Here is a 16,827-nt window from a genome sequence, read left to right on the forward strand (position 1 = left end):
TTGTGAGCGGGGCGATCCCGGGATTGTGAGCGGCGATCCCGGGATCGTGAACGGGGCGATCCCGGGGCCGTGAACGGCGCGATCCCGGGGCCGTGAACGGGCGGTCGGCGGGCGCGGGCGGGTCCTAGTCGACCCGCACCTCGGTGTTCTGGCAGGCGTGCAGCAGCCACCGTCCGTCGTCCTGCTTGGTCATGACGTACAGCGGCGCTCCCGCGGTGTCGCCGCTCGGTGAGTGGTACACCTGCCGGACCTTGACGGCCGCCACGTCCGGCCGCAGGAACTGCGTGTGTGCCACCTCGTAGGTGACCTGGCCGTCCCAGGTGGCGGTGGGCAGGACGGCGCGGGTGAACTCGGCGATGGCGTCGAGGCCGATGAGGACCTTGCCGTGGGCGGTGGTCCACAGCGCGTCGGGGTGGAAGAGGGCGAGGAAGCCGTCGGGGTCCTTGGCCCGCTGGGTGCGTTCGACGGTGGCCACGACCTGAGCGATGGCCTTGAGGTCGGCGGCGTCGCCGGGCTTGGTACCTGTGGTGTCGACGGCCTTGTCGTGTGCGCTTTCGGTGTTCATGAGGGCCACTCTGGGACCTCAAGTGAACTTGAGGTCAAGCGATGTCGGCGACGTCTCAGGGCGCGGTCCGGAACAGCATCGCCGCCAGTGTCCGGAACACCTCCTCGGGGTCTTTGTCGCCGACCGGCCCGTCCAGGTTGTGGCCGAGCAGCAGCGTGGCGAAGCCGTGCGCCAGGGACCAGGCCGCGACACCGGCCAGGCGGGAGTCGATACCGAGGCTCTCGGGCCGTACGGCGGCGACGGCGCCGCGCAGTGCGTCGCCTGCCAGGGTGCGGGCCGTGGTCAGCTCCAGGTCCTCGGCACGCAGCAGCTCCGGCGTGAACATCACCTGGAAGTGCGCGGGATGCTCGCGCGCGAAGCGGACGTAGCGCACGCCGGCGTCCTTGAGGTCCGCCGCTTCGTTGAGCGTGTCCGCGAGCAGCCCGAACCCCTCGGCGGCGATCGCCGTCAGCAGCCCGGTGCGGTCCTTGAAGTGATGGGCCGGCGCCGCGTGCGAGACACCGGCACGGCGGGCGAGGTCACGCAGGCTGAGTGCGGACGGGCCGTCTGCGGCGATGGCGTCCAGCGCGGCGGTGAGGATGGCTCGGCGCAGGTCGCCGTGGTGATAGGGGCGGCGAGGGCTGCGGGATTCGCGCGGGGCGCCGGGGGACTGCTGTTTGGGCGCGTGCTCGTGCTTGTGCTCGGGCTCGGGCTCGGGCGGCTGCGGTGCGGGGGGCATGGCAAGCAGCGTACGCGCAATCTAGGCATTGACAAGTTTTGCCGCGTCGGGCAATCTTGGCAGTGTCAAGTTCCAAGAGTCGGGGATCCGGGACTTCGACTTTCGAGCCTGTGAACTGGGGGACTGCGTCATGACGAATACCGAGGCCCATCTGGAGCCCGATCGCGTACGTCAGCTCTGGCATCTGCTGGAGCCTCTTCACGCGGTGCTGTATTACGCGCCGGAAGCCTTCGAGGAGGCCGCCGCCCTCGGATTCGGCACCGGGGAACGCTGGCCGAGCTACTTCCCTTACCGGGCAGCCCCCTTGGGGGTCGTGGGCGCGGAGCAGGTGTCGTCCGCCTTCTACAGCTTCAGCCCCCGCATGGTCGCCGAACACATCGACCCCGCGTGGAAGATCGCGAGTCCCGAGGCCCTGCTTGAGGCGCGGGCGCGGGGAATCGACCGGGCCTACCGCGCGATATTGGGCGACCGGGTGGACAGTCCCGAGCTGGCGGAAGCCGCAGCCCTCGCACGCCGTGCGGCGGAGGCGGCGGACAGCGCGGGCCGACCGCTCGCCGCGGCCAACGCCGCGCTGGACTGGCCGCAGGCCTCGCACCTCCAGCTCTGGCACGCGGCGACCCTCCTGCGTGAACACCGAGGAGACGGTCACATCGCCGCCCTGATGGTCGCCGGCCTCGACCCCGTCGAGTCACTGGTGTCCTTCGCCGCGATAGGCGCTGCGTCGGTCGCGCGCTTCGAGAGCCGTGGCTGGACACCCGCGGAATGGGCATCCGCCCGGGAACGGCTCATCGTCCGGGGCCTGGTGGACGTCGGCGGTGCGGCCACGGAGGCGGGCCGCGAACTGCGCGGCACCGTCGAGGAGCACACCGACCGACTCGCCGCCGCTCCTTGGCAGTCGCTCACGGCGGACGAGGCGGGCCGCCTCGTGGAGCTGCTGGGGGAGTTCTGGGTCGCGGTGCTGTCGTCGGGGCTGCTGCCCTCGGAGACGACCCTGGGGATCGGGAAGGTCTGAGGAGGGGCGGCATCGGGCGGGGTCCGGGAGGCATCCCCTCGGCGTCGAGGAGTGGCGCGCTGCGGCAACTCTGAAGCCGCCCGCGGGAGGTGAGTCTCCGCGGACGGCCTCTGTCGGAGGTGGGCCGGTGAAAGCCCGGCCCGGACGCGGGCGTCGGCGGGTGCGCTGTGATGTGCCACTGCGTCGGCGCCCTGCCCGGCAGCCGAGTGGTCCTTCGCGTGCCTTGGGGCCTATTGCTGCTCGGGCGGCCGGTCGCGGTCCATTCCCATTCCGCGCTCCATACGTTGCTGCGCGTCGTCGACCTGGCTCTCGTACTTGTTGCCCGTCTTCTCGTTCGCCTTCCGTTCCGCGGTGTCGGACATGTCCCCGGCCTTGTCCTGCGCGTGACGGTTCTTGAACTTGTCGAAGATGCCCATGCACAGCTCCTTCCCGAGGTGACTCCCCACCGACGATACGCCCGGCTTGTGAAGTATGCCCGCCTGGCCGCAAGGTGGTCTGGACCTCTCGAATGCCGCCGTGCGCCTGGTCGCTACCGTGTGTACGACGGTGTACCGGGGAAGGCCGCCTGTGCGGGGCGGAACGGCGGCAGGGGAGGGGCGCATCGTGATGCGTCGAAGGGGCGGGGCGGCGAGCGCCGCGGCGATGCTCGGCATGGTGCTCGTACTGGCGGGGTGCGAGAACGTCGATCTGCGCGTGGACGAGGAGCCCTCCGGCTCCGCCCCGGCCGCGGGCAACGGCCGGGCTGTGAGCCCACTGGACAATCCGGACGGCACGAAAGCGGGGCTCGCACCCCTCACCTCGGACGCCGACCGGGCCGAGGCACGGGCCCTGATCGAGAAGGTGGCGACCAAGGGGCGCGGGCCGAAGACGGGCTACGACCGCGACGAGTTCGGCTACGCCTGGATGGACTCGGCCCCGGGCGGCATCCCGTTCTCCCGCAACGGTTGCGACACCCGCAACGACCTCCTCAAGCGCGACGGCGAAGAGCTCCGGTTCCGTTCCGGCTCAGACTGTGTCGTGGCTTCCATGACCCTGCACGACCCGTACACGGGCCGGACGATCGAGTGGGCCAAGTCCCGCGCCACGAGCGTTCAGATCGACCACATCATGCCCCTGTCGTACGACTGGCAGATGGGCGCCGCCCGTTGGTCGAAGGGCAAGCGCCAGGACATCGCCAACGACCCCCTCAACCTCATACCGGTCGACGGCCCGACCAACAGCTCCAAGGGCGACTCCGGCCCCGCGTCCTGGCTGCCCCCGAACAAGCGGATCCGCTGCTCGTATGCGGTGCGTTTCGCCCAGGTGTCGCTGAAGTACGAACTTCCGGTGACGGCAGCCGACAAGGAGATGATGCTGAGCCAGTGCGGTGGGTGACGCCCCTGGTCCGCCCCCGAAAACGACTTCCGGGCGCGGCCGTCCCACGCCTACGGTGACCGGCATGGAGCCGAAGGTATCGAGCCTCGCAGAACGCCCCGAGATGCTCGAACGGGTGGTGGAAATGCCGGACACCTGGCCGCAGTTCACGACCCAGGACCCCGTGGGCAACGCACACTACGGCCGGATCCCGCGCGAACTCCCCGAGTACGCGCTGTTCGCCGAGGACGAGCGCGGCGAAGTCGTCGCCCACGCCTACAGCGTCCCGTTCGCCCTAGCCGCCGAGGGCCGTGGCCGGCTGCCCGCCCGAGGCTGGGACGAGGTGCTCGTGTGGGCCTTCGCCGACCTGCGCGCCGGCGTCCGCCCCGACACGGTCAGTGCCATCTCCGTCGTCATCGCGCCGCACGCCCAGGGCAGCGGCCTGTCCGCCCGGATGCTCCGCGCGATGCGCGACAACGCCCGGGCCCACGGCTTCGGTGAGGTCGTCGCCCCGGTCCGCCCCAGCGCCAAGCACCTCGAACCGCACACGCCCATCGAGGAGTACGCCCACCGCGTACGCCCCGACGGCCTGCCGCACGACCCGTGGCTGCGCGTCCACGCCCGCGCCGGCGCCACCATCGACTCGATCGCCCCGGCCTCCATGACCGTGGCCGGCTCGCTGGAGCAGTGGCGTGGCTGGACCGGGCTGCCCTTCGACACGGCGGGCGACATCGAGGTGCCGGGCGCGCTGGTGCCCGTGCGGTGCGAGCCTGCGCGGGACCAGGCGGTGTATGTCGAGCCCAACGTGTGGATGCGGCACCCGCTGTGAGCCGGAAGCGAGGCCTCCGCGACCTGTGCCGTCGTACGAAGTGATCAGCTCGGCAACGGTTCGGTACAACCGGTGACCGTATGTCGGTGTCGGCCTATACGCTCGAAGCGACAATCGCACGACCGAGATCGCCCCGCGGGCAGGACCGGCCGTCCTTACGCCCACTTCAGGCATCAGGAGCAGCCATGCAAGGCCACGGCTACACGCAGCCGGTGAAGCAGCCGCCGCCCACCGGGTGGCTGGTCTTCCTGCGCCTGCTGTTCGTCGTGATCTCGGTGCTGAGCTTCGGCCTGCTGACGTGGACGATGATGCTGCGGCTGGCCATCGTGACCCGCAAGCCCCTCGACTGGGGCTTGTTCGCCGCATCGATCGTGGTGGAGTTCCTCGGCCTGTACATGATCGGCTCCGAGCCCGGCGACGAGATCCACACCGCGGGCGGCTGGACCGGCCTCGCCCTCCTCCTGGGTGGTCTCGTGGCCGCGATCGCGTACTACCTCTCCGCGGACATACGCCACTTCCACCAGCTCCGCTTCCCGGGGTACAGCGCCCAGCGGCCCTCCGTCCCGGCCCAGTCCTACGGCTATCCGCAGGCCGGGTCGCCGTACACCGCCACGACGGTGCCGATACCCCAGGGGCCCGGCCCGCAGACGCCGATACCCCAGGCACTGGGCCCCCAGACGCCGACATCTCAGACGCCGACATCCCAGACGCCGATGTCCCGGACCCCCGTCCCGCCGCCCCCGCAGCGCCCCGCACCCGCGCGTATCGACCAGGTGCGCGCCGAGCTCGACGAGCTCAGTGACTACCTGCGCAAGCACGACGGCCGCCAGGACGGCAACCACGAGGGCGACAGGTGACCGTGACGACAGGACGTGTCGTCGCCGACCGCTATGAACTGTCCACGCTCATCGGGCAGGGCGGCATGGGACAGGTCTGGACGGCGTACGACCAGCGGCTCGACCGGCGCGTGGCCGTGAAGCTGCTGCGCCCCGACAAGGTGGCCGGGCAGGAGGCGGGCGAACTGCGCCGCCGGTTCGAGCGCGAGTGCCGGGTCACCGCGCAGGTCGACCACCCCGGGCTCGTCACCGTGCACGACGCGGGCAGCGAGGGCGAGGAGCTGTTCCTCGTCATGCAGTACGTCGACGGCGTCGACCTCGCCGGCCATCTCGCCGAGCGCGACCCGTACCCCTGGCAGTGGGCCGTGGCGGTCGCCGCGCAACTGTGCGCCGTACTCAGCGCCGTGCACGCCGTGCCGATCGTCCACCGCGACCTCAAGCCACGCAACGTGATGGTGAAGCAGGACGGCACGGTCACCGTCCTCGACCTCGGCGTCGCCTCCGTCATGGACGCCGACACCACCCGCCTCACCCACACCGGAACCCCCATCGGCTCGCCCGCCTACATGGCGCCCGAGCAGGCGATGGGCGGCGCGGTCGGCCCGTACACCGACCTGTACGCGCTCGGCGTGGTCCTGCACGAACTCCTCAGCGGCGACGTGCCGTTCTCCGGATCGACCGCGCTCGGCGTGCTGCACCGGCACCTGTACGAGCCGCCGCTGCCGGTGCGCCGTATCCGCCCCGAGGTTCCCGAGGCACTCGAAGCCCTCGTCCTGCGTCTGCTGACGAAGGACCCGCAGCACCGCCCCGCCTCCGCGCAGGAGGTGTACGAGGAGTTGGCGCCACTCCTGCCCGCGCGCGGGACGCCCACCGGCTCGCCGCTCGACCCCACGCGCCCCTTCCTGCGCCCGCACGCACCCTGGCCGGACCTCGCCCGCACCCCCGCGCCGCAGCCCGCCCCGGCCACACCCGGCCCGCCCGCCACGGACAAGCCGGACGTCGCGCGCGCCGTCGACGAGGTCAAGCGCCTCCTCGGAGAGGGCCGTATCACCCAGGCCGTCGACATCCTCGGCTCGATCCTGCCCGCCGCCGCCGAACAGCACGGCGAGCACTCCCCGGTCGTGCGCACCCTGCGCAAGCAGTACGCGGCCACGCTCATGGACGACGGCCAGTACCGGCGCGCGCTGCCCGAGCTGCGCCGCCTCGCCGACGAGCGCGCTGCCGAGGCCGGCCAGGCCGACCCGCAGTCCCTGCGCTTCCGCTACGACGCCGCCCAGTGCCTGGAACAGCTCGGCGAACCGGCGGCCGCGCTCGCGGAGTACCGCCGGCTGCTGCCGTACTACGAGAACCAGTACGTCTCCGGCGACCCCCAGCTCGCCCACGACGTCCGCCGCCGCATCGGCCAACTCCTGCTCGCCCTCGGCGACCGGCCGGCCGCCCACGACACCCTGGCCCGTCTGCTGCACGACGTGGAACGCCTGCACGGCCCCGGCCACCCGCTCGCGACGGAGGTACGGCGGACGCTGCAGTGGCTCGGGCAGATGCGCGGCTAGTTCCTGCCCGGCCGCCCGGCACCGGTGGGCCGGGCGAGGGTGCTTCGGTGCCCGAAGTCGTGGCGAATCGTTGGTCGAATGGGTTGGCCAGAGCTTGCCCACTGCCTACCATCGATCACCGCAAGACTTTGTGCACCGCCGCACAAGCTCCCTCAGGAGGTCTCCTTGCACCGCCGCCGTCGTACCGCGCTCCTTCTCTCCGCCGCGATCGCCGCGGCGCCCCTGCTGACCGCCTGCGGAAGCGACGCGCATCCCGGTGCGGCGGCCGTCGTCGGTGGCCAGCGGATCACCGTCGCGCAGCTGGAGAACCGGGTCGGCGAGGTACGCGCCGCACAGCGCGAGGCCGTCTCCGACGACGCCCAGTACGCACAGGTCATCGCCAAGTCCGGCACCCTCCCGCGGGACGTCCTGCACACCATGGTTCTCGACCAGGTGCTGCACCGGGCCGCCCAGGACGCGGGCGTGACCGTCACCCGCAAGGAGCTCCAGGAAATGCGCGGCGGCCTGGAGAAGCAGGTCGGCGGCGCCAAGGCACTGGAGACGGCCTGGCTCCAGCAGTACGGCATTCCGCCGCAGCGCCTCGACGAGAACCTCCGCCTCCAGCTCGAGGCCCAGAAACTGGCCACCTCCCTCGGCACCGACACCGGCAAGCCCGCCTTCTGGAACGCCCTGGCCGAGGCGTCCAAGAAGCTCGACATCGACCTCAACCCGCGCTACGGCACCTGGGACGTCCAAAAGAGCGGCCGGGCGGATGCGAAGACGCCGTGGGTGCGCGAAGTGACCGCGACCGGGACGCAGCAGACGGCGTAGCGCCGGGGGCCACCGCCGCCCATGTGAACAGGCGAGGGAAGCAGCCCCCACAGCCCGCCACGGCGGGAAGCAGCCCGCACGGCCGGCCCCTGTGAACCTGCGAGGGCAGATCCACCCGACCCACCCAGCCTGTGGACAATCTGCCTGTGGATAACTCGGGGGGCCGTCGGCGACGTGGGTTACGTTCGGATCGTGAACGCAACCAGTCCCGAAGCCGCCCCCGGCCGCATCGTCCTGCTCACCACCAGCCACCGTGTCGCACCCGGCCTGCTGTCCTGGCCGGCCTGGCAGGCCCTGCACGCGGCCGACCGTGTGCTGTGCGCGGACGGCGCGCATCCCCAGCTGCCGTATCTGCGTGAGGCCGGCATAGCGGTCGACGAGACCGCCCCGACCGCCGAGCAACTGATCGACGCGTGTGCCGACGGCCACACGGTCGTGGTCGTGGCGACGGGCGAGGGCGAGCCGGCCCTGACGGACGGCCTGGCACGCCTCGCGGGCTCCGGACGGGTCAGCATGCCCGAATTGGAACTGCTCCCCGCCTCCTACGATCTGCCCGGCGCCCGCCTCCTCGACCTGGTCCAGGTCATGGACCGCATCCGCGTCGAGTGCCCGTGGTCCTCCCAGCAGACCCACAAGGGCCTGGCGAAGTACGGCATCGAGGAGGCCTACGAACTCGTCGAGGCGATCGAGGAGGGCGACCGCGACGAACTCCGCGAGGAACTGGGCGACGTCCTGCTGCAGGTCGTCTTCCACGCCCGGATAGCCGAGGAGGACCCGGAGTCCCCCTTCTCCATCGACGACGTGGCCGGCGGCATCGTCACCAAGCTCATCCACCGCCACCCGCACGTCTTCGGCGACGAGACGGCGACGACCCCCGAGGAGGTCAAGGAGCACTGGCTGCGCACGAAGGCGGCGGAGAAGCGGCGCGAGTCGGTGACGGACGGCATCCCGCTGGGACAGCCGGGCCTGGCACTGGCCGCGAAGTTGGCGTCCCGGGTTCGTACGGCGGGTCTGGAGGTGCCGCTGCCCACGGGCGACGGCCTCGGCTACGAGCTCCTCGCCATGGCGGTCCGCGCGGAGGCCGCCGGGGTCGACCCGGAGGCCGCCCTGAGAGTCGCGGCTCGGACCTACCGGGATGCCGTGCGGACTGCCGAGGGGGTGTCCCCGTGACCGGGGGTGCCCCGCAATAGGGAGCGTGCGCCGGCAGAGGGAGCGGGCGCCGGATCAGGGAGCGGGCCCGGGTCGGTGACGGTTTGCAGGAGCAGGGGCCGGACGGGGGAGGGCTGGCAGGGAGCGGGCGCCGGATCAGGGAGCGGGGCCCGGGTCGGTGGCGGTTCGCAGGAGCAGGGGCCGGACGGGGCGAGGGCTGGCAAGGAGCGGGGCCGGGACGGCGACACTGAGCCAGGAGGGCGGACGGACCGGCGACAGTGAGCAGGGAGGGGCGGACAGCCCGGCGACGGTAAGCAGGGAGGGGCGGACGGACCGGCGACGGTAAGCAGGGAGGGGCGGACGGACCGGCGACGGTAAGCCGGGAGGGGCGGACGGACCGGCGACGGTGAGCGGGGAGCAGGGCCGGACCGGCGACGGTCGGCAGGAAGCGGTGCCGGACCGGCGACGGTAAGTGGGGAGGGGCGGACGGACCGGCGACAGTGAGCGGGAAGCAGGGCCGGACCGGTGACGGTCGGCAGGAAGCAGGGCCGGACCGGCAGCGGATACCGTCAGGGAGTGACCAACCAGCCCACCCCCACCGGCACCACCCCCGGACCTCCCGCGCCCCCCGACCTCTTCACCTGGGAGTTCGCGACCGACCCGTACCCCGCCTACGCCTGGCTCCGCGAGCACGCCCCGGTCCACCGGACCCGGCTGCCCAGCGGCGTGGAGGCCTGGCTGGTCACCCGGTACGCCGATGCCAAGCAGGCCCTCGCCGACAACCGGCTCTCCAAGAACCCGGCCCACCACGACGAGCCCGCGCACGCCAAGGGCAAGACCGGCATCCCCGGTGAGCGCAAGGCCGAGCTCATGACGCATCTGCTCAACATCGACCCGCCGGACCACACCAGGCTGCGCAGGCTCGTCTCCAAGGCCTTCACGCCCCGCAGGGTCGCCGAGTTCGCCCCCCGGGTGCAGGAGCTCACGGACCATCTGATCGACGGGTTCGCGGCGAAGGGGAGCGCCGATCTCATCCACGAGTTCGCGTTCCCGCTCCCCATCTATGCCATCTGCGACCTGCTCGGCGTCCCCCGCGAGGACCAGGACGACTTCCGGGACTGGGCGGGCATGATGATCCGCCACCAGGGCGGCCCTCGCGGCGGTGTCGCGCGGTCGGTGAAGAAGATGCGCGGCTATCTGGCCGACCTCATCCACCGCAAGCGGGAAGCCCTGCCCGAGGAACCCACGCCCGGTGAGGACCTCATCTCCGGTCTCATCCGGGCCTCCGACCACGGTGAGCATCTCACCGAGAACGAGGCCGCGGCGATGGCCTTTATCCTGCTGTTTGCCGGTTTTGAGACGACCGTGAATCTGATCGGCAACGGCGTCTACGCGCTGCTCACCCACCCCGAGCAGCGCGCCCGCCTGCAGACGTCCCTCGCCGCCGAGGAGACCGGCCTCCTCGAAACCGGCGTGGAGGAACTCCTGCGCTACGACGGCCCCGTGGAGCTCGCCACCTGGCGCTTCGCCACCGAGCCGCTCACCGTCGGCGGGCAGGGCATCGCCGCCGGCGACCCCGTTCTCGTCGTGCTGGCAGCCGCCGACCGGGACCCGGAGCGGTTCGCCGAGCCCGATGTGCTCGACCTCGGCCGCCGCGACAACCAGCACCTCGGCTACGGCCACGGCATCCACTACTGCCTCGGGGCCCCGCTCGCCCGACTGGAGGGTCAGACGGCCCTCGCCACCCTCCTCACCCGTCTCCCGGATCTCCGACTCGCCGTGGACCCAGGGGAGTTGAGGTGGCGCGGAGGTCTCATCATGCGGGGCCTGCGCACACTTCCGGTGGATTTCACACCAGTTGGGTGAGTTCGTCCACCTCGTCAAACGTGACACGCGCTCAACTCTGTGATCTTCACGTGATCTACGCGGCATTAACTTGTGACAAGTGATCGAATGCCTATACGTTCACGGATCAACGACGGCGCCAGGTTTCGCGCGCCGCGGTCACTGCTGCCTCGTGAAAGGTCCCCGCATGCTCTCCGGGAACGGTCGTCACCGTCGCCCCCGCCAGGCTCCGGCTCTCCTCGTCGCGGCCGGAGTGACCGGGTCCGCCATTGCCATCCCGCTGCTCGGCGCCACGGGCGCCAGCGCTGCCGACGGCACCGTGTGGGACAAGGTGGCCGAGTGCGAGAGCGGCGGCTCGTGGAGCACGGACGAGGGCAACGGGCACTACGGCGGACTGCAGCTGACCCAGGACGACTGGGAGCAGTACGGCGGCCTCGACTACGCCCCGCGTCCCGACCTGGCGAGCCGCTCCCAGCAGATCGCCGTGGCGCAGGCCATCCTCGCCGACCAGGGGACCAAGCCCTGGGGCACCTGCGCGGTGCTCAACGGGCTCACCCCGAAGAACGGCTTGGTCGACCTCGACACCGGAGTGGAGGACGACTCACCCTCCGAGGTGTCCGGATCCTCTGGATTGCTTGATTCGTCCGGCTCGTCGAGTTCGTCCAATTCGTCTAACTCGTCGGGTTCCTCGAACTCGTCGGACCCGACCGACGGCCCGTCGGGTTCATCGGGCTCGTCGAGTGAATCTCCCAGCGGTTCGTCCGAATCGCCCCGGGATTCATCCTCTTCTCCCTCTTCCTCCCCCTCTTCGTCATCCAAGGCGGACAGCTCGGCGAAGCCTGACGCGTCACCCGACGCCAAGGACTCCAAGTCGCCCGACAGCTCCCCCGTGGAGACCCCGGACGGGGATAATCAGGACAACTGGGTGCAAGAGGTGGGCGCCTGGAGCCTCGTCGACACCGGCGCGCTCTCCGGGGAGGCGGCAGGCTCCGGGCGGCACCGCGGGCCGAGTGCCGACGAGAGTGAGACAGCCGACCCGGCGCCCGAGTCCTCCGGTCGCCACGCCTCGTACAAGGTCCGCGCCGGCGACACTCTGGCCTCCATCGCCGACTCCCTTGACCTCGACGGCGGGTGGCGGGCGCTGTACGACGCGAACAAGGGCGCCATCGGTGGCGACGCGAACGACATCGTCCCCGGTCAGACCCTGGACGTCCCCGTCGAATAAGGGCCGAACAGGGCGAAAAACAGTGGGAGTTCGCGCCACCTTTCGCACCCTAATGTCCGTTTTGGATGCGGTGAGAGATAGATCTCAGAAGCCCTGATCGTCTTTGTAATTCCGGGAATCGGGTGTCTACGGTCGTGATCGCTCGTCACCACGAGCCCCGGCTGCCGCAACGCCGAATCCTGCCAGTGGCCGCCCGGGAACAGTCGTCGCGTCAAGCGCCGTAGGCAGGAGCGGGGGACCCAAGGTAAGCGCCGGGTCCGGCAGTTGAGGCCCTTCGGGGCCGCACGGCCGGAGTCGGCTTGGGGTGAAGCCGCGCAACGCGAGCCGAAAGGCGGACGAGCGCGGCCGGGCAACTCATCTGGCCCGAACCCGACAGCTCACCTCGCAGGCGTCGGTGAGGGGATCCAACCATGCTGTTTTCCAGCAAGGGCAAGCACCGTCGTCCGTCCAAGGCCGCCCGCGCCATAGCCGCCGTCGGCGTCACCGGCGCCGCCGCCGTCGCCGCCCCGCTGATGGCGGCCGGCAGCGCCTCCGCCGCCACCGCCTCCGAGTGGGACGCCGTCGCCCAGTGCGAGGCCGGCGGCAACTGGTCCATCAACACCGGCAACGGCTACTACGGCGGTCTGCAGTTCTCCGCCTCCACCTGGGCCGCGTACGGCGGCACGGCGTACGCCGCCACCGCCGACAAGGCCACCAAGGCCCAGCAGATCGAGATCGCCGAGAAGGTTCTCGCGGGCCAGGGCAAGGGTGCCTGGCCGAACTGCGGCACCGGCCTGTCGAGCGCCGCGTACAACGGCTCCGGCGCCTCCTCGAGCGGTTCCTCGCAGAGCACCGAGAGCACCCCGCGCTCCACCGAGCAGCAGTCGGCCTCCCGCTCCGCCGAGCGTCCGGCCGCCAAGAAGTCGACCAAGACCGTCACCACCCCGACCGGCAAGAAGGTCAAGAAGGGCGACGGCGAGTACAAGGTCGCCAAGGGTGACACCCTCAGCTCGATCGCCGAGGCGGAGAAGGTCAAGGGCGGCTGGGAGAAGCTGTTCCAGCTGAACAAGGACATCGTCGAGGACGCCGACCTGATCTACCCGGGTCAGCAGCTGCACCTGAAGTAGTACGCGGCCAATAGCTGAACCACAGTGCCCTCACATCCGTGGAACTCATCATGAAGACCTCGTGAGGGTCACCCCCGTCCCCCACGGGCTCCCCGCTCCGGTGCGTGTTCCCCCGTACGCACCGGGGCGGGGCTTTTTCTTTCCCTGTAAGTCACCCACCCTTTGTTCCGGTAGGGAACAATGGGTACGGTTCGGTCCTGTCCACGGGACGGTCGGTCGGCTGCCGATGTCCCCGGGGCGGTTAGGCTCTAGTCGCAAGGCTCACAGCCCCGCACCACCAGCGACACAGTGCTTCACATCCCAAGAAGGAGATACTCGTGCCGTCCATCGACGTCGTCGTAGCCCGGGAAATCCTGGACTCCCGAGGCAATCCCACGGTCGAGGTCGAGGTCGGCCTCGACGACGGCAGCACCGGTCGTGCCGCCGTTCCGTCCGGCGCTTCCACGGGCGCCTTCGAGGCCATCGAGCTCCGCGACGGCGACTCGAACCGCTACCTCGGCAAGGGCGTCGAGAAGGCCGTCCTCGCCGTCATCGAGCAGATCGGCCCGGAGCTGGTCGGCTACGACGCCACCGAGCAGCGCCTGATCGACCAGGCGATGTTCGACCTGGACGCCACCGACAACAAGGGCTCCCTCGGCGCCAACGCCATCCTCGGCGTCTCGCTCGCCGTCGCCCACGCCGCCTCCGAGGCCAGCGACCTCCCGCTGTTCCGCTACCTGGGCGGCCCCAACGCGCACCTGCTGCCGGTGCCGATGATGAACATCCTGAACGGCGGCTCGCACGCCGACTCCAACGTGGACATCCAGGAGTTCATGATCGCTCCGATCGGCGCGGAGTCCTTCTCCGAGGCCCTGCGCTGGGGCGCCGAGGTCTACCACACGCTGAAGAAGGTCCTGAAGAGCAAGGGCCTGGCCACCGGCCTCGGCGACGAGGGCGGCTTCGCCCCGAACCTCGGCTCCAACCGCGAGGCCCTCGACCTCATCCTCGAGGCCATCAAGGAGGCCGGCTACACCCCCGGCGAGCAGATCGCCCTCGCGCTCGACGTCGCCGCGTCCGAGTTCTACAAGGACGGCGTCTACACCTTCGAGGGCAAGGAGCGCTCCGCCGCCGAGATGACCGAGTACTACGCGGAGCTCGTCGACGCGTACCCGCTCGTCTCCATCGAGGACCCGCTGTTCGAGGACGACTGGGACGGCTGGAAGACCATCACCGACAAGCTCGGTGACAAGGTCCAGCTCGTCGGCGACGACCTGTTCGTCACCAACCCGGAGCGCCTGGCCCGCGGCATCGACGAGGGCGCCGCCAACGCGCTCCTGGTCAAGGTCAACCAGATCGGCTCGCTGACCGAGACCCTGGACGCCGTCGAGCTGGCCCAGCGCAGCGGCTTCAAGTGCATGATGTCGCACCGCTCCGGCGAGACCGAGGACGTCACCATCGCCGACCTGGCCGTCGCCACCAACTGCGGCCAGATCAAGACCGGCGCCCCGGCCCGCTCCGAGCGCGTCGCCAAGTACAACCAGCTGCTGCGCATCGAGGAGATCCTCGACGACGCGGCGGTGTACGCCGGCCGCAGCGCGTTCCCGCGCTTCAAGGGCTGAGCCGCTGAAGCCGCGGAGCCGCTGAGCCCCAACCTGGGGTGAGCCTTAGCCAGTCGTACGTACGTCCCCGTACTCGGTCCCGTACCGTGTGCGGGGACGTACGCATGTGAAACGGGAGGCGGGACATGGCCGTCAAGGATCGGGACCGGTTCTCCACCGCGACCAGGATCCGGTTGCTCGGCGAGCAGACGGCGGCCCGTGTCTACCGCTCCCAGACCAAGCGGCAGGCCCGGCGCTCCAGGCTCACCGGACGCGCCGCGCTGCTCGCGCTGGTCGTCTGCTCCATGGTCGTGGCGCTCGCCTACCCGATAAGGCAGTACGTCTCCCAGCGTGCCGAGATCGCCGACATGCAGCGGCAGAAGGAAGAGGCCGCGCAGCGGGTCGAGCAACTGCGCGACGTCAAGGCACGCTGGCAGGACGACGCCTACGCCGAGCAGCAGATCCGGCTGCGGCTGCATTATGTGATGCCGGGGGAGACCGGCTACGTCGTGATCGACCCGGACGCGGCCAAGCAGTCGCGCGCCGAGCTGGGTGCGGCCGACCGCCCCTGGTACGCGAACATCTGGGACGGGGTCGACAAGGCCGACGCGTCCCGGCAGTGACCCGATCGTCCGGACCGGTCGACAGACCGCCGACGAGAACAGACAGAAAGACAGGCATGGAATCCGCCCCGCCGCCCACCCCGCGCACCGAGCCCACCGACGCGGACGTCGAGGCCTTCAAGCAGCAGCTCGGCCGTCCCCCGCGCGGGCTGCGCGCGATCGCGCACCGGTGCCCGTGCGGGCAGCCGGACGTCGTCGAGACGGCCCCGCGGCTGCCGGACGGCACCCCCTTCCCGACGCTGTACTACTTGACGTGCCCGAAGGCGTCGTCGGCGATCGGCACGCTGGAGGCGAACGGCGTGATGAAGGAGATGACTGCGCGGCTGGAGTCGGATCCGGAGCTGGCCGCCGCGTATCGCTCGGCGCATGAGGACTACATCCGGCGGCGCGACGAGATCGAGGAGCTGACCGGCTTTCCGAGTGCGGGTGGCATGCCGGACCGGGTGAAGTGTCTGCATGTGCTGGTCGCGCACTCGCTGGCTGCGGGGCCGGGCGTGAACCCGCTGGGGGACGAGGCGATCGCGATGCTGCCGCAGTGGTGGAGCAAGGGCGCGTGCGTGACGCTCCCGGAGAAGTCCGAGGCGTCCGAGGCGTCCGAGGCGTCCGAGGCGTCCGGGGAGTCCGAGGAGGGCGGCCGGTGACCCGCGTCGCCGCCATCGACTGCGGTACCAACTCCATCCGGCTCCTCGTGGCCGACGTCGACCCCCGCACCGGGGAACTCGTCGACCTGGACCGCCGTATGACCATCGTGCGGCTCGGCCAGGGCGTCGACCGCACGGGGCGGCTCGCGCCCGACGCCCTGGAGCGGACCTTCGCCGCCTGCCGTGACTACGCGGCGATCATCAAGGAGCACGGCGCCGAGCGGTTGCGGTTCGTCGCCACGTCCGCCTCCCGGGACGCCGAGAACCGGGACGAGTTCGTCCGCGGGGTCATGGACATCCTGGGCGTCGAGCCGGAGGTCGTCACCGGGGACCAGGAGGCCGAGTTCTCCTTCACGGGCGCGACGAAGGAGCTCGTGGGCCGCGAGGACCTGCACCGGCCCTATCTCGTCGTGGACATCGGCGGCGGGTCGACCGAGTTCGTGGTCGGCGAGGAGCACGTCCGCGCGGCACGCTCGGTGGACGTCGGCTGCGTGCGGATGACCGAGCGCCATCTGGTCCGCGACGGCGTCGTCTCCGACCCGCCCTCCGAGGAGCAGATCGCGGCGATGCGGGCCGACATCGAGGCGGCCCTCGACCTGGCCGAGGAGACGGTGCCGCTGCGCGAGGCCAGGACGCTGGTGGGGCTTGCCGGTTCGGTCACCACGGTGTCGGCGATCGCGCAGGACCTGCCCGAGTACGACTCGGCCCGCATCCACCACTCCCGGGTCGGCCACGACCGGGTCCGCGAGATCACCGACTGGCTCCTGCGCTCCACCCACGCCGAGCGCGCGGCCGTACCGTCCATGCACCCGGGGCGAGTTGACGTCATCGCGGCGGGCGCCCTGGTGCTGCTCGCGATCATGGAACGGATCGGCGCCGAGGAGGTCGTCGTCAGCGAGCACGACATCCTCGACGGCATCGCCTTCAAGGTGGCGGAGGACGCGGAGGCGCCCAAGCGCGGCCGCTGATACGCGCTTTGCCGCGG

The 16,827-nt window shown here is 70.8% G+C and carries 17 protein-coding genes and 1 riboswitch; of the genes, 14 read left to right on the top strand and 3 right to left on the bottom strand.

Annotation, left to right across the window (positions count from 1 at the left end; translation table 11 throughout):
- Window positions 1–124: 124 nt before the first annotated feature.
- Window positions 125–565, bottom strand: a complete 441-nt coding sequence (locus ACFY5C_RS18005; protein WP_389445290.1) for an SgcJ/EcaC family oxidoreductase — start codon at window positions 563–565, stop codon at window positions 125–127.
- A 55-nt stretch (window positions 566–620) separates the two neighbouring features.
- The gene (locus ACFY5C_RS18010) at window positions 621–1,283 is read right to left on the bottom strand and encodes a TetR/AcrR family transcriptional regulator (protein ID WP_389445291.1); all 663 of its coding nucleotides are present in this window, start codon (window positions 1,281–1,283) and stop codon (window positions 621–623) included.
- A 130-nt stretch (window positions 1,284–1,413) separates the two neighbouring features.
- Between ACFY5C_RS18010 and ACFY5C_RS18015 the strand changes: the two genes are divergently transcribed.
- Window positions 1,414–2,295, top strand: a complete 882-nt coding sequence (locus ACFY5C_RS18015) for a hypothetical protein (RefSeq protein WP_389445293.1) — start codon at window positions 1,414–1,416, stop codon at window positions 2,293–2,295.
- Window positions 2,296–2,525: 230 nt separating this feature from the next.
- Here ACFY5C_RS18015 and ACFY5C_RS18020 read toward each other — a convergent pair whose 3' ends face one another.
- Window positions 2,526–2,711, bottom strand: coding sequence for an Rv0909 family putative TA system antitoxin (locus tag ACFY5C_RS18020; protein ID WP_389445295.1), 186 nt, complete (start codon window positions 2,709–2,711; stop codon window positions 2,526–2,528).
- A gap of 190 nt (window positions 2,712–2,901) precedes the next feature.
- Here ACFY5C_RS18020 and ACFY5C_RS18025 point away from each other — a divergent pair, with 190 nt between their 5' ends.
- The 13 genes from ACFY5C_RS18025 to ACFY5C_RS18085 all read left to right on the top strand — a co-directional run bounded on the left by ACFY5C_RS18025 (window position 2,902) and on the right by ACFY5C_RS18085 (window position 16,810).
- Window positions 2,902–3,669 (top strand): HNH endonuclease family protein, encoded by a 768-nt coding sequence (locus ACFY5C_RS18025; RefSeq protein WP_389445471.1) that lies wholly within the window; start codon window positions 2,902–2,904, stop codon window positions 3,667–3,669.
- A gap of 64 nt (window positions 3,670–3,733) precedes the next feature.
- Entirely contained in the window at window positions 3,734–4,477 is a 744-nt protein-coding gene (locus ACFY5C_RS18030) for an N-acetyltransferase (RefSeq protein ID WP_389445297.1), read from the top strand.
- A gap of 185 nt (window positions 4,478–4,662) precedes the next feature.
- The gene (locus ACFY5C_RS18035; protein ID WP_389445298.1) at window positions 4,663–5,334 is read left to right on the top strand and encodes a hypothetical protein; all 672 of its coding nucleotides are present in this window, start codon (window positions 4,663–4,665) and stop codon (window positions 5,332–5,334) included.
- A 38-nt stretch (window positions 5,335–5,372) separates the two neighbouring features.
- The gene (locus tag ACFY5C_RS18040; RefSeq protein ID WP_389445473.1) at window positions 5,373–6,866 is read left to right on the top strand and encodes a protein kinase; all 1,494 of its coding nucleotides are present in this window, start codon (window positions 5,373–5,375) and stop codon (window positions 6,864–6,866) included.
- Window positions 6,867–7,031: 165 nt separating this feature from the next.
- Window positions 7,032–7,676: a SurA N-terminal domain-containing protein gene (locus ACFY5C_RS18045; RefSeq protein ID WP_389445299.1), complete on the top strand. Its 645-nt coding sequence runs from the start codon at window positions 7,032–7,034 to the stop codon at window positions 7,674–7,676.
- Window positions 7,677–7,868: 192 nt separating this feature from the next.
- Window positions 7,869–8,846 (top strand): nucleoside triphosphate pyrophosphohydrolase, encoded by a 978-nt coding sequence (locus ACFY5C_RS18050; RefSeq protein ID WP_389445300.1) that lies wholly within the window; start codon window positions 7,869–7,871, stop codon window positions 8,844–8,846.
- Between the two features lie 555 nt (window positions 8,847–9,401).
- The gene (locus ACFY5C_RS18055) at window positions 9,402–10,691 is read left to right on the top strand and encodes a cytochrome P450 (protein WP_389445302.1); all 1,290 of its coding nucleotides are present in this window, start codon (window positions 9,402–9,404) and stop codon (window positions 10,689–10,691) included.
- A gap of 166 nt (window positions 10,692–10,857) precedes the next feature.
- Entirely contained in the window at window positions 10,858–11,895 is a 1,038-nt protein-coding gene (locus ACFY5C_RS18060) for a transglycosylase family protein (RefSeq protein WP_389445304.1), read from the top strand.
- A 206-nt stretch (window positions 11,896–12,101) separates the two neighbouring features.
- A riboswitch (cyclic di-AMP (ydaO/yuaA leader) is annotated at window positions 12,102–12,301 on the top strand.
- A gap of 4 nt (window positions 12,302–12,305) precedes the next feature.
- Complete coding sequence (locus ACFY5C_RS18065; RefSeq protein WP_389445306.1) at window positions 12,306–13,001, top strand: transglycosylase family protein; 696 nt, start codon at window positions 12,306–12,308, stop codon at window positions 12,999–13,001.
- 317 nt (window positions 13,002–13,318) lie between these two features.
- A complete protein-coding gene (eno, locus tag ACFY5C_RS18070) occupies window positions 13,319–14,599 on the top strand; it encodes a phosphopyruvate hydratase (protein ID WP_384187483.1) in 1,281 nt (426 codons plus the stop codon).
- Window positions 14,600–14,724: 125 nt separating this feature from the next.
- Entirely contained in the window at window positions 14,725–15,201 is a 477-nt protein-coding gene (locus ACFY5C_RS18075; protein WP_389445308.1) for a septum formation initiator family protein, read from the top strand.
- Window positions 15,202–15,257: 56 nt separating this feature from the next.
- On the top strand, window positions 15,258–15,842 hold the full coding sequence (locus tag ACFY5C_RS18080; RefSeq protein WP_389445309.1) for a DUF501 domain-containing protein: 585 nt from the start codon (window positions 15,258–15,260) through the stop codon (window positions 15,840–15,842).
- Entirely contained in the window at window positions 15,839–16,810 is a 972-nt protein-coding gene (locus ACFY5C_RS18085; RefSeq protein ID WP_389445310.1) for an exopolyphosphatase, read from the top strand. The genes ACFY5C_RS18080 and ACFY5C_RS18085 overlap by 4 nt, the downstream gene beginning before the upstream one ends.
- The last annotated feature ends 17 nt before the right edge of the window (window positions 16,811–16,827 follow it).

The sequence above is a fragment of the Streptomyces sp. NPDC012935 genome (assembly GCF_042900345.1).
Classification (GTDB): domain Bacteria; phylum Actinomycetota; class Actinomycetes; order Streptomycetales; family Streptomycetaceae; genus Streptomyces.

Coding starts and splice junctions, on each gene's coding strand:
- ACFY5C_RS18010 (WP_389445291.1), bottom strand. CDS start 1,283: ATGCCCCCCGCACCGCAGCCGCCCGAGCCCGAGCCCGAGCACAAGCAC.
- ACFY5C_RS18065 (WP_389445306.1), top strand. CDS start 12,306: ATGCTGTTTTCCAGCAAGGGCAAGCACCGTCGTCCGTCCAAGGCCGCC.
- ACFY5C_RS18005 (WP_389445290.1), bottom strand. CDS start 565: ATGAACACCGAAAGCGCACACGACAAGGCCGTCGACACCACAGGTACC.
- ACFY5C_RS18080 (WP_389445309.1), top strand. CDS start 15,258: ATGGAATCCGCCCCGCCGCCCACCCCGCGCACCGAGCCCACCGACGCG.
- ACFY5C_RS18035 (WP_389445298.1), top strand. CDS start 4,663: ATGCAAGGCCACGGCTACACGCAGCCGGTGAAGCAGCCGCCGCCCACC.
- ACFY5C_RS18060 (WP_389445304.1), top strand. CDS start 10,858: ATGCTCTCCGGGAACGGTCGTCACCGTCGCCCCCGCCAGGCTCCGGCT.
- ACFY5C_RS18020 (WP_389445295.1), bottom strand. CDS start 2,711: ATGGGCATCTTCGACAAGTTCAAGAACCGTCACGCGCAGGACAAGGCC.
- ACFY5C_RS18025 (WP_389445471.1), top strand. CDS start 2,902: ATGCGTCGAAGGGGCGGGGCGGCGAGCGCCGCGGCGATGCTCGGCATG.
- ACFY5C_RS18075 (WP_389445308.1), top strand. CDS start 14,725: ATGGCCGTCAAGGATCGGGACCGGTTCTCCACCGCGACCAGGATCCGG.
- ACFY5C_RS18015 (WP_389445293.1), top strand. CDS start 1,414: ATGACGAATACCGAGGCCCATCTGGAGCCCGATCGCGTACGTCAGCTC.
- ACFY5C_RS18030 (WP_389445297.1), top strand. CDS start 3,734: ATGGAGCCGAAGGTATCGAGCCTCGCAGAACGCCCCGAGATGCTCGAA.